Origin of the sequence: Roseomonas genomospecies 6, assembly GCF_008365375.1 — a bacterium.
In the GTDB taxonomy this organism is placed as follows: domain Bacteria; phylum Pseudomonadota; class Alphaproteobacteria; order Azospirillales; family Azospirillaceae; genus Azospirillum.
Genome location: NZ_QOKW01000056.1, coordinates 1 through 12,097, shown reverse-complemented (window position 1 = coordinate 12,097; position 12,097 = coordinate 1). Strand labels below are relative to the sequence as shown.

Genomic DNA, 12,097 nt, shown 5'->3' with positions numbered 1-12,097 from the left:
GCGGCAACGCCCTCAAGGGGCAGGCGAACCTCGGCGGCGCGCACGACAGCGTGAAGGTGGTCACCGCGCTGACCATGCCCGGCCAGAAGCCGGTGCAGGCCCGCTTCGAAATGGGCCACGCGGGTCACTGAGATCGGCATGGGCGGCATCAGGATTCCTGCTCCATGCCGCCCCGCAAGCAAGGAGATGCGCGATGATCGCCAAGAAGAAACTCGCCACGATGGCTGCCGTCCTGCTGGTCGGTGTCGTGGTCGCCGTACCGGTCCGGGCGGCGGAGACCCTCAAGCTGAACGAGGTCTCGCACCTCCACGGGATTGCCGTCGACCCCGCAGACCCGTCGCGCCTGTATCTCGCCTCGCATCACGGCGTGTGGCTGACCAACCCCGACGGCACGGCCACGCGGGTATCCGACAACCGTTGGGACTACATGGGGTTCACACCGAATCCGGCGCAGCCCGACGCCTTCTTCGCCAGCGGCCATCCGGAGAAGGGCGGGAACCTCGGCGTCCTCGTCTCGACCGATGGCGCGAAGACCTGGAAGCAGGTCTCGGCGGGTGTGAACGGACCCGTGGACTTCCACGCCATGGACGTCAGCCCGGCCGACCCGAAGGTGCTGTACGGGCACTACGGCAGCGTCCAGATCAGCCGCGACGCCGGGAAGACCTGGGAGGTGACCGGCAAGCCGCCCGCCGACATGTTCGACCTGGCGGCCTCCTCGAAGGACCCGAACACCGTGTACGGCGCCACGCGCGCCGGACTGATGGTGAGCCGCGACGCGGGCAAGACGTGGCAAGCCGCCAACATCGTGCGGCGCCCGGCGACCATGGTCGCGACCACGAAGGACGGCGCCGCCTACGCCTACCAAGTCGACACCGGCCTGCTCAAGACGACCGAGCCGAGCCTCGCGTGGCAACCGGTCAGCAACGGCTTCGGTGACGCCGTCCTGCTGCACCTTGCGGTCGACCCGACCAACCCCGAGCGGCTCTACGCCGTGACCGACAAGAGCGCCATCCTGACCAGCCAGGACGGCGGCAAGACCTGGAAGCCGTTCCGGTCGTGATGTGCCGGGGGATGTGGTGATGAAGGCGATGAAGATTGGCGTTGGCTTGGCCATGGGTGCGGCGATCGCGGTGGTTGGCGTCGTCCTGTTCGCTGGACCCAAGGCAGGCGCCGATCCAACCGACGCCGCCCAGGTTGCCCAAGGCAAGGCGGTCTACGCGGAGCAGTGCGCGTCGTGCCACGGCGCGCGGCTCGAGGGCCAGCCGGAGTGGCAAAGCCGCAAGCCGGACGGCCGTCTGCCCGCGCCGCCGCACGACGCCTCCGGGCACACGTGGCACCACCCCGACGCCGACCTCTTCAACATCACCAGGCAAGGCGTCGTTGAATTCGCCCCGCCCGGCTACGAGAGCGACATGCCCGCCTTCGGCGGCGTGCTGAGCGATGCCGAGATCTGGGCGGTTCTAGCCTTCATCAAGAGCTCCTGGCCCGCGGAGATCCGTCGTCGCCACGCCGCCCTGAGCGAACGCGCGAAGAAGTGAGGAGAGGACGCGAGCGGGCCACATAACGCGCTTGACCTTCCAGTCATTGGAAGGTGGAGCCTTGGTTTCATGGATGCCATCGCACGCCGGTGCCGGGAAGCGCGAACGAACGCGGAGGCACCGACGCCTGCATGCGAAGGGAGAAGCGAACATGAACGACCAGCACCGCAGCCACGCACACCATCCTGACCACCACAGTCACGGTGAGCACGACCACCACGCCGGTGCCGACGACCGGCCCAAGGTGAAGGACCCCGTGTGCGGCATGATGGTCGATCCCGAGCGGACCGGGCACCAAGCCGGGCACGGCGGCCAGACCTTCCACTTCTGCTCGGCGCGCTGCCACGACAAGTTCGTCGCCGACCCGGAGCGGTACCTGAAGCTGGAGGCAAAGCCCGCCGCTCCCGAGAAGGCCGCCCAGGCGTCGCCGCAGAAGGGCGTGATCTACACCTGCCCGATGCACCCGGAGATCCGCCAGGAGGGACCGGGCAACTGCCCGATCTGCGGCATGGCCCTGGAGCCGGTCGGAGCCACCCTCGAGGAAGGGCCCAACCCGGAACTCGTCGACATGACGCGGCGGTTCTGGATCGGCTTGGTCCTGAGCGTGCCGCTGCTGGTGCTGGAGATGGGCGGCCACATCCCGGGGCTTGGGCTCCATGACGTGGTGCCGCCCCGCGTCTCCGTCTGGGTGCAGTTCCTGTTGGCGACGCCGGTGGTGCTGTGGGCGGGTTGGCCGCTGCTGGAGCGCGGCTGGCGGTCGTTCGTGAACCGCAGCCTGAACATGTTCAGCCTGATCGCGCTGGGCGTCGGGGTGGCCTACGTGTTCAGCCTGGTCGCGACGTTCCTGCCGGGCGTCTTCCCGCCGAGCTTCCGCGGCATGGACGGCGTGGTGGCCGTCTATTACGAGGCGGCCGCCGTCATCACGGTGCTGGTGCTGCTCGGGCAGGTGCTCGAGCTCCGCGCCCGCGAGCAGACCGGCGGCGCCATCCGCGCGCTGCTCAACCTCGCGCCCAAGACGGCGCGGCGCATCCGTACCGACGGCGAGGATGAGGAGGTGCCGCTCGACGCCGTTCACGTCGGCGACCGGCTGCGCGTCCGTCCCGGCGACGGCGTGCCTGTCGACGGCGAGGTTCTGGAGGGCCGCAGCGCCGTCGACGAGTCCATGGTTACCGGCGAGAGCATGCCGGTCGGGAAGGAGCCGGGCGCCAAGGTCATCGGCGGCACCGTGAACCAGACGGGCGCCCTGGTGATACGGGCCGACAAGGTTGGGTCCGACACCATGCTGTCGCGCATCGTGACCATGGTCGCCGAGGCCCAGCGCAGCCGGGCGCCCATCCAGCGCATGGCCGACGTGGTGTCCGGCTACTTCGTCCCGGCGGTGATCCTCGTGGCCGCCCTGGCCTTCGTCGCCTGGATGGTTTGGGGGCCGCAGCCCGCCTTCGCCTACGCGCTGATCGCGGCGGTCTCGGTGCTCATCATCGCCTGTCCTTGCGCACTGGGGCTGGCGACGCCCATGTCGATCATGGTCGGTGTCGGCAAGGGGGCGACCGCGGGCGTCCTGATCAAGGACGCGGCGTCCCTGGAGCGGTTCGAGAAGGTCGACACGCTCGTCGTTGACAAGACCGGCACCCTGACCGAGGGCAAGCCAAAGGTGATCGCCATGGTTCCGGCGCCGGGCATCGACGAGGCGGACCTTCTGACGCTGGCGGGGAGCCTGGAGCGGTCGAGCGAGCACCCGTTGGCGGCCGCCATCGTCGCCTCCGCCAAGGAACGGGGCCTGCCGCTGCGGGACGTCGCCGACTTCGGCTCCGTCACCGGCAAGGGCGTCGTCGGGGCGGTCGGCGGGCGCACAGTGTCCCTCGGCAACGCCGCGATGATGCGGGACCAGGGTGTCGCGCTGGGCGACCTGGAAACGCGCGCCGACGACCTCCGGCGCGAGGGTGCCACCGCTCTCTTCGCCGCCATCGACGGCCAGCCGGGTGGCGTGATTGCGGTCGCCGACCCGATCAAGGCGACCACGCCGCATGCGCTGGAGACGCTCCGGAACGATGGTGTGCGGATCGTCATGCTGACCGGCGACAACCGGACCACGGCCGAGGCGGTAGCGCGCCGCCTGGGCATCGACGCGGTCGAGGCCGAGGTGCTGCCGGAGGACAAGAACCAAGTGGTGAAGCGGCTGAAGGCGCAGGGCCGGGTGGTGGCGATGGCCGGAGACGGCGTGAACGACGCCCCGGCGCTGGCCGAGGCCGACGTCGGCGTGGCGATGGGCACCGGCACCGAGGTCGCGATTCAGAGTGCCGGGGTGACGCTGGTGAAGGGGGATCTGGCGGGCATCGCACGGGCGCGGACTCTCAGCCGGGCAACGATGCGCAACATCCGGCAGAACCTGTTTCTGGCGTTCGTCTACAACGCCCTCGGCGTGCCGGTCGCGGCGGGTGTCTTTTACCCGCTGTTCGGGTGGACGCTGTCACCGATCATCGCCGCGGCCGCGATGGCCCTGAGTTCGGTGTCCGTGGTCGGGAACGCACTGCGGCTGCGTAGGCTCAAGTTGTAAAAGAATTGACGGGTGCCGCCCGCGCCCGATCGCCGTAGCGGTCCCGCGGTTCGGCTGGCCCTTGTTGGGGGGAATCGCCCATCCAAGCCCTTCGTCTGGACCAAGCCCGCCGATGCCATCCTCGCCAAGCTCGCCCGTCTGCCTGCACCTTTTGAATGGGTCAGTGTACCAGCTTCGGGAGCGCGACGGAGGACGGGGGCGAAGGGCAGGCTGACGTCCGAGGGTGCGGTTGATAGCCGACACTCATGTCAGTGAAATTCTATCGAGGATCTTCCTTAACCCATTGAACTAGCTTGAGAGAAGATCATTCAAATCCATCATCAACAGGAAGTGGATGGTCACTGCCAGACCTGTTACCTTCACGTCCCACCGAAGATCGGTGCATCCGTACAGGATGCACCTCAGGAGGGCCGTATGGGGTTACGCTTTCAGAAGCGCGTGACGCTGTTCCCAGGCGTGAGGCTGAACTTCAGCGGCGGCGGGATCAGCACGACGATCGGTGTCCGCGGGGCGAGCGTCAACATCGGACCGGGCGGCGCCCACCTGAACCTCGGCCTGCCGGGGACCGGCCTCTCCTACCGCACCCGGCTCGACGGGAACGGAGCCCACCCCACCCGGGCGGAACCGGTCGTCTCCGCCCCTCCGGCGGGCCCCGTCCCCGCTCGGCCTTTTCCGGCGCAGCCGCTCCCGGCCCCTCATCGTCCCCTTCTTCCGGGCGAGGGCGAGATCCGGAGCGCCGCCATCTCCACGCTCACCAGCGAGGGGTTCGGCGACCTGAAGAGGCTCATCAACGAGGCCGACGCGCGCAAGCGGTCGGCGAAGATGAAACTCGAAGCCGCCGAGCACTCCCGCGTCCTGGCGGAACGGCGCCTGAACTCCGCCCGGCGTTTCATCGTGCGGCTCTTCCTGTGGTCGGCCATCCCGACCCGGCAGCAGGAGGTCGTCGATCTTGACCGCAAGATCGGCGAGGCCAGGATGGAACTCGACGGCTCCCACATCGACCTGGACTTCGCCTTCGACCAGCCGACGATCGACGCGTACGATGCTCTCCGCCGCGCCCATGCCCGCCTGGCCGCCACGGCCAAGGCGGGCACCCGCCACTTTGTGTTCGCCCGGGACGGGGAGTGGATGCTGGTCGGCGACAAGGAACCGGCGGGCTGGATGCACGGGAGCGTCGTCGAAGCCGCCCCACGGTGAACCGCGCGGCCGACGGCTCGGGACGGCCATGGCTGATCTGGAGAGACGCTATAGGGAAACGGATGGTTGGGACGTTGTTGCGGGCCGTGCTCCTTTGCGTCGCCCTCCTGACACTCGTGGCGCCGGGAACCGCGCGTGCCGAGGAGGGATGCCCTTCCCGCACGTTCCCGGACCCGCATGAGAAGAACTGCGCGGCCGTGTCGTCGTACAACCGGCTCCCCCTCGACGACCGGCAGCCGATGAGGTTCCAGGCGATCCAGGTCAGCATGGTCATCATCTACATCCAAGGGACGGGAGCGATCACCAAGGACACGCCGGATGAGCTTCGGCGGTTTTTGAAGACGCACGACGGCCAGATGTCGAAGAGCCTTTACCTGCACTCCGGAGGCGGTGATCTGATGGCTGGCCTGGAACTCGGGCAGGTCATCCGGGAGGCTGGCCTCAACACGGGCATCGGCCGCTCCATCGCCCTCGACGGGCTGATGAAAATCCACGACTACAAGCAAGCCCACTGCCTGTCCGCGTGCGCCTACGCCTTCCTGGGCGGCGTCACCCGGTCCTTCGGCGAGATGGACGTGTACGGCATCCACCGGTTCGGCCGCACCCAGGGCACGGTCTCGGGCGCCGACGCCCAGGTGGTCAGCGGCATCGTGGCGAAGTACATCCAGAGCATGGGAGTCGACGTCTCGGTGTTCCAGTTGGCCTCTCTGGCGAGCTTCGAAAAGGAGATGTTCCGGGTTCCCGTCGACCTCGCCAAGAGGATGCGGATCATCTTCGACGGCTCCGGCCAGACCATCTTCCGGATCGAGGACCGGGACGGCCTGGTCGTCGCCGCGTTCCGCATCACCAAGCGGGAGCGCGAGTACGACGGGGTGGTGACGTGCTCCGGCGGCGAACGGCTGCTTGTGCTGGTGGACCGAACCAACACGGTGCGGCCGCCGATGCGGACGATGATGGGCTTCCCAGCGGAGTTCCACGCCGACGGCGGGCGCGTCTTGCAGGGCACGGCCACCTATGTCCCGCCGTCGGCGCCGAACCGCGCCCCGGTCGTGGTGTTCCGGCTCCCCGACATGGACGAGCAGGCGTTCGCCGGGGAGGGGATGAGCCTCCACCACATCGAAAACCCGCACCTTCGCCCGCTCCGGAAGGACGGCTCGCCCACTCTTGATGACGCATTCATGGAGCGGGTCGTGTGGGCCGACGCGGTCACGGATTTCGCCTTCAGCATCGCCGCGGACAACGCGGCGCGGACCCTGCCGATCGTGTTCCGCGAATGCGGGCGTCAAGGCGTCGGACGCAAATAGGTCGGCCGCCAAGCTCCAGGAGTATTGATGGGCGTCGCCTGCACGAAGGACAGGTATTAGCCGCAGCCAAGCCAGATGGGCTATCTGTCCATGTGTCACGAAAGTAAGGAATCGGGTGCCCAAATGACGGCCCGGAAGCAGACCCGTTTGAGCCAAGACGGAGGATGACCATGCGGCGAAACTCTGGAGAAGACCAAGGATGGACACCGAACCCGACATGAAGCAGGCGCCGAGTTCCTATTGCGGCCTGCTTTCCCGCGCATGGAAGGAACTGGGCTACCCGTATGAACGCCGACCGGTTCTGATAGGCATCGACGGTCGCCCAGGGGCGGGCAAGTCATCGCTCGCATCCTGGCTGGCGTGGCAACTTGGAGCCCCGGCCATTCATCTGGACCTCTTCCTTGTGCCTGACCGCGTTCCGCCGGAATGGCGTCTCGACGACCTTTCGAGGGCCGTACAGGGACGCCTGCGCGGCTTTGCGCGGGAGGAGCGGCGGGGAAGACCTCTCGTCGTCGAGGGCATCCTTCTCCTGGATGTCCTTGAGGCCATCGGGTTGGAACCCGACCTGCTTGTTCACGTCGTCAAGGAAGGCCATGACACGGACGGGGCGGCGCTGGGTCCAGCCCTTGCTGACTACCGTCACCGCAGGGCGCCTTCGGAGAGGGCCGACGTGACCGTGGTATGGTCTGATGAGCCACTCTCTCCGGCGTAGCGCAGCCCCATGGTGTCCTCGGCGCCGATGCGGGCGACGCCGGGGACTCCTCGCCCTCCCAGCTTCCGTATTCCGTTAACGCCTTCTCGAAAGCCTTCAAACCGGCGAACGCCCGGTGTGGGCGTTCTCGACGAAGACTTTTCAGATGATCGACAGAGATTTCGACTACCGGCAGGAGGCGCTCGACGGGGACTGGCAGGCCATGTGGCACCTCCTTATTTCCGTGGCTGATTGCGAATAGCTTCGATCACGCTCTTGCGCGTTTGCTCCTTGTCAACAGGGGGCAGCGCCTGATTGAGCGTGGCCTCATCCAACCCCCGAGCCTTGGCGTTGTAGAGCCAGCGGACGAACTGCTGAAGCAGGCGCTCGTTCTCGGCCTCCAGGCGCGCGTTCTCGGCCCGGAACTTGTCGATGCGGGCTTGCGCAGCCATGAGTTCGACCGACCCCTTCGGCGCCCTCTCCGGCAGGTTCTTGAGCACGTTCAAGCGGGTCCTGTAGGCCCCTTTGATGCGCTCACGGGCTTCCAGCGCCTGACGGGAATACTTGTGGCCAAGCAAGCCTTCAACCGCCGCCACGACGTTGTTCCACGTCAATGGGGTGCTACGATCCCACCCGTCGATCATCTCGCAGATCGCCCTGACGTTCGCTTCGGTCAGGTGGCGGGCCATCACTCGTCCCCCAGAAGGGCTTCGAGTTCATCGGTGGCCGCGCTGTCCGGCGGGGCCGCGAGCAAGCGGTCCTGCACCGCGAGGCGGATCGGAGAGAACTCGTCCGGGCTCGTGAGGCGGATCAGGCTGCCTTCGGGCACCTTCGGATCATCCAGGATCTCGATCAGATTGCGCAGGCGCTTGACGGTGGCGGTGTGATGGTCGTGCCATCGGTCAGATCCCGCGTACCCTTGGGCGACGGCCTGTTCCGCCCGCTTCTCCTGCGCTTCGGCGAGATTCAGTTGCTCTCTGATTCGCTCGGTCTTCGACCGATCCCCTTTGACGCAGACGTGCTCGTTGCAACCCACACAATCGCGGTGTTTGGGACACGGCAACATCGTGAAGTCGTGTACGCAGAAGCCATAATCGGTGATGTGGGCGGTCGGGAATTCCAAGGCCATGAACTCGTCGCGCGAGACTGGCGCCTTGATGATCAGTTCAGCCAGTCCGCCGAACAATCTCGGATCCGATTCGGTTAGTTCTCGGGTCATTTCGAGAAGTTCTTCGCCCGTCATATGGTTGTATGTATTGTTTTGTCTTGCGTCCGCGCGACCAGACCACTTTGCTATGTCTATCTGTGACATGCCGCCGCGATGAGCGAGGGTATTCAACCAATGCCGGAACTGGTGCGACGAAACGCAAATCTTACTACCATCGGGTTCCCTGAACCCGAATCGGTCAAAAACGGACTCCCGGTTCTCCTTCGCTCCAAGAGCGTCATTGATCTTGTTTGTGTCCACCGGTTCGATCATGCAGAGAAGGGTACCGCGTGTGGCGTGAAGCTCATTGGACCGCACGACGATCAGCGCCTCGGAATACTTCAGGTCTGTACGCACGTCTACAATCGGAAAACCTTTGGGCAGTAGTTCCAACACTGCCCGCTCAAACTCGTCGAATCGAACCAGCTTCGGACGGGTCATTCCGTTCGGTGGATTGTATAGTGGCACCCTGGCTCCCTTGATCCACATCCCTGCAGTGTCGCCACTTTTCAACCCAAGTATCATGGCAACTTCATTCAGAGTGAGGTACTCGTTGGATCGAAGATACTCCTTGCCCTGTGGCAGATATATCTTCGTTGGGTTCTGCTCGTACCACGCGGCGATTTCACGGGCTGGCTGGCAAACGTTCCGCAGCTTGGAGACCGCGTCCTTTGCCACGCTGGCCATTGTCGGGGCGACCCATTTGATTGTCGGTTCGACCCCCTTTTCAGGGTACCATCGCAGTCCGTAGATGGGCTTGCCTTTGTGGACCTCGTTGACCTCGCAATCGACCCGCAGCCTAAAAACCTCACCGATCCGGTCTGGCGCGGTGCAGAGGAGCGCCGCGACGGAGGTGGGAAGAACGTCGCGAGTTGCTTGAGCCAGGCGGTAGCATTTCGGAAGCGCATCAAGCGCGGCCTCCGAAGGCATCTTCTCCGCCCGAGCCTTGTCACCCCCTACGCCAGTGCGGTTCCTGTCCTGAGGGCGCCCAATCGGGGCAACCCACTGGAACGGAGTGGCCAGCCGTTTCTCGGAGATGAATTCGGCAAGGGCCGTCAGCTGAAGCCCGATCCGATAAGCCGCACCTTCGCTGAAGCCGCCCTTCACCAGAGACGCGGCACGGTTGCAGATGACCGCCGTTGTCTTCTGCACGTCGGATTTACCGTGGGCTTCGACCAGGGCCTTTTCCAACGCCTTCAATGCGGTTAAGCGGGTATGAATGATCTGCGATGGGCGTAGAGCCTGCTGGTACAGGAAATACGCCTTGGCGAAGCTGAGGAAGGGCTCGGACATTTCATGCTCGCCCTCGTCCTTCACCGCGTCGAAGCTGGTGAACGCTGCCACGATCCGGCCCTTGCCCCGACCGCCCCATTCCACCACCCCCTTCAGCTCCCAGGGCGTGTCCTCCCAGCACTTCACGGCCGGGTACGCCGTCAACAGCGGCCGCGCAGCCTCAATGAACGCTTTCAGGTTGGCTTCGGCCGTCGCCTCGGGCTTCGCGACAAAGTGGACGACGCTGCTCATGGCTCGGCTCCGCCCTTACGAGCCTCGCAAAGGCGGATCACCTCGGCGCAGGCCAGGATCAGGCGGTCGTTGACGGAGGCGATGGTGGCGTCGCCGGTCTCGTCCATGATCCGCTTGCGCTCGTTGAGCAGTTTGTCCAGTACCTCCTCGTGGGGACCGTCGAGCCACGGCTGAAAGTTGCGGCATGTGTAGCAGGCGATCGGTGCTATCGCGCCGCAAAAGCCGTACGTCCCGCAGTTACCGACCGGCCGCCCGAGATTATCAGGGTCAACGATCCTCGACGTGGGATCACCGGCACGGGTCGCTTGTTCCTCGCCGTCGATCAGCACACCGGCAAATGCCTGGGCCATGGGCGCCAGGTGCATTGCCATCGCTTTGTCTATACGCTCGATGATCTCCGGAACCGCTTCGACATACACCCCGGCGTTCTAGGTGTCGGAGTGGTCCAGGATCTCCGCGATGACCAGTTCCGAGGCGCCTTCCTTCGCGGCGCGCGTACCTATCGTGTATCGGAAGCGCCTCGTGGTCACGTTGAGTTTCTTACCCGTCCGCTCGCTCGTCACATTGAGCAAATCGAACACGTCCCTCACCCGCTTGGCCAGATCGCGGCTCGAACAGTGGTAACGAAGGTCTTCGCTGCCCCCCACATTCCTTGGGTTAACGAAAAACGGAATCATCTCGTCTCGCAGACCAAGACTGGACCACCGAACACGGCTGGCGCGGCAGTGTTCTTCAATGATCCTCCCAACATCAAACAAGATCTTTTTGTTCTTGAACTCAGTACGGGACGCCTGCCCCCGTTGTTTTGCGCGAGGAACCTTCAAAATGTGCGTTTCTGCTCCACTGGATGCACGAACCACAGATAGGTCAGAAACTTTTAGCGCAGCCAATTGAACGGATCTAGCTCCAAGCGCAAGATACAGCCAAACAAGAAGGTAGTCCTCTACTGATATGTTGCGTTTGGCGAATTCGTTGTTGAGACTATCAATAATTCCTTCATACTCGATATCAGAAAACGCCCCCTTCAATGGATCCGCTGTCTTGACGGCTTTCCCTTTTGGGTTGCCTTTGAGGCGCATCTCTTTCAAAAGCGACACGACCTCACGATCAACGCCCGGCAAGCCAAGGTCGGACCAAGTGCGGAAAAATCCTCGGAGAACTCCAAGGTACCACTCGGTATCTGAATTCAATGTTGTACGATATGAGAGAACATGCTCGACAGATATAGAGTCGACAGGTGTCTCACGCCCAACAAATCGTAAGAAAGCAGCGAAACGTTCAAATACGAGCCCTGCAATAGACTGAGAGTTTACCTGGATATAATGAAGAGTTACTCTTTTTAAAGATTCTATTAGCAATGCCGACGCGAGTTCCCTAAGGCTCCAGAATGTAAAATAATGATGACCACTAATATCTGCGACAATCCACTGCTCTTCCTCAAGGGGAAATTCCGCACCATCACGCGCAGTCGCGATCTGTGGAAGGGGGATAAGCGCATCACCTTCATGCATATTATCGATGCCGCTCATTTTAGCCCTTTCAGCAGAAGTTTTCCCTGATGCTCAAGAGAGAATTTTTCAGTGTCTTCGATGATTTTACGCCGATTGTAGGTTGCGGCAGTGCCCGAAGTGGGTGACCAGCCCATCGCTTGGGACCGCAGTTGCGCCTCGCGTTCCGGTCCGACATTCTTCGCGTCGATCAGGCGACTGAATGCATCGTTCCAAGCATGCCGCAGAATGTGCGGGGCCAGCGACTCGGGGAGATCCACCACCCGCTCTCGCAGGTTTATGAATATCTTATTCATGGCCGCCTCACTCAGTGGCCTTCCACTATCATGCGCAACGATCAGAAACTGCCCCCTGCGAGCCCCAGGGATTTTGGACCTGATGTGCGTGACGTACTCCTGCATCATGTCCATCAGCTTGTCCTTCACTGGAAGGATGCGGTCTCGCGTCTTAGAGCCTGTCCGGGAAGAAGTTGAATCGGATGAATCGGTTGTGATTCAAGGTAGCCTCCAAGACGGAGGCGAAGATGTGGACAGCGGAGAAGCGAGACCGCCACGATCGCAGCGGGCTGCGTTAC

At 63.9% G+C, this 12,097-nt stretch carries 11 protein-coding genes; 6 read left to right on the top strand and 5 right to left on the bottom strand.

The window, feature by feature from the left end; all coding sequences use genetic code 11:
• Positions 1–193 precede the first annotated feature (193 nt).
• The 6 genes from DS843_RS30355 to DS843_RS30325 all read left to right on the top strand — a co-directional run bounded on the left by DS843_RS30355 (position 194) and on the right by DS843_RS30325 (position 7,305).
• Positions 194–1,060 (top strand): WD40/YVTN/BNR-like repeat-containing protein, encoded by an 867-nt coding sequence (locus DS843_RS30355; RefSeq protein ID WP_149472543.1) that lies wholly within the window; start codon positions 194–196, stop codon positions 1,058–1,060.
• A gap of 19 nt (positions 1,061–1,079) precedes the next feature.
• Complete coding sequence (locus tag DS843_RS30350; protein WP_149472542.1) at positions 1,080–1,538, top strand: c-type cytochrome; 459 nt, start codon at positions 1,080–1,082, stop codon at positions 1,536–1,538.
• Between the two features lie 151 nt (positions 1,539–1,689).
• Positions 1,690–4,092: a heavy metal translocating P-type ATPase gene (locus tag DS843_RS30345; protein ID WP_149472541.1), complete on the top strand. Its 2,403-nt coding sequence runs from the start codon at positions 1,690–1,692 to the stop codon at positions 4,090–4,092.
• A 414-nt stretch (positions 4,093–4,506) separates the two neighbouring features.
• Positions 4,507–5,289, top strand: a complete 783-nt coding sequence (locus DS843_RS30335) for a DUF4236 domain-containing protein (RefSeq protein ID WP_149472539.1) — start codon at positions 4,507–4,509, stop codon at positions 5,287–5,289.
• Positions 5,290–5,363: 74 nt separating this feature from the next.
• Positions 5,364–6,593, top strand: coding sequence for a hypothetical protein (locus DS843_RS30330; protein ID WP_149472538.1), 1,230 nt, complete (start codon positions 5,364–5,366; stop codon positions 6,591–6,593).
• Between the two features lie 199 nt (positions 6,594–6,792).
• Positions 6,793–7,305 carry a P-loop NTPase family protein gene (locus tag DS843_RS30325; protein WP_149472537.1) on the top strand — a complete coding sequence of 171 codons (513 nt, stop codon included), beginning with the start codon at positions 6,793–6,795 and terminating at the stop codon, positions 7,303–7,305.
• A 215-nt stretch (positions 7,306–7,520) separates the two neighbouring features.
• Here DS843_RS30325 and DS843_RS30320 read toward each other — a convergent pair whose 3' ends face one another.
• Genes DS843_RS30320 through DS843_RS30300 form a run of 5 tightly spaced genes read right to left on the bottom strand, consistent with a single transcriptional unit; the run spans position 7,521 to position 11,933 of the window.
• Positions 7,521–7,973 (bottom strand): hypothetical protein, encoded by a 453-nt coding sequence (locus DS843_RS30320; protein ID WP_109070269.1) that lies wholly within the window; start codon positions 7,971–7,973, stop codon positions 7,521–7,523.
• A complete protein-coding gene (locus DS843_RS30315) occupies positions 7,973–10,015 on the bottom strand; it encodes an integrase (protein ID WP_149472536.1) in 2,043 nt (680 codons plus the stop codon). The genes DS843_RS30320 and DS843_RS30315 overlap by 1 nt, the downstream gene beginning before the upstream one ends.
• Positions 10,012–10,434 (bottom strand): hypothetical protein, encoded by a 423-nt coding sequence (locus tag DS843_RS30310; protein WP_149472535.1) that lies wholly within the window; start codon positions 10,432–10,434, stop codon positions 10,012–10,014. Before DS843_RS30310 ends, DS843_RS30315 begins: the two co-directional genes overlap by 4 nt.
• Positions 10,435–10,443: 9 nt before the next feature.
• Positions 10,444–11,544: a site-specific integrase gene (locus DS843_RS30305; RefSeq protein WP_149472534.1), complete on the bottom strand. Its 1,101-nt coding sequence runs from the start codon at positions 11,542–11,544 to the stop codon at positions 10,444–10,446.
• Entirely contained in the window at positions 11,541–11,933 is a 393-nt protein-coding gene (locus tag DS843_RS30300; RefSeq protein ID WP_167525540.1) for a site-specific integrase, read from the bottom strand. Before DS843_RS30300 ends, DS843_RS30305 begins: the two co-directional genes overlap by 4 nt.
• Positions 11,934–12,097 lie beyond the last annotated feature (164 nt).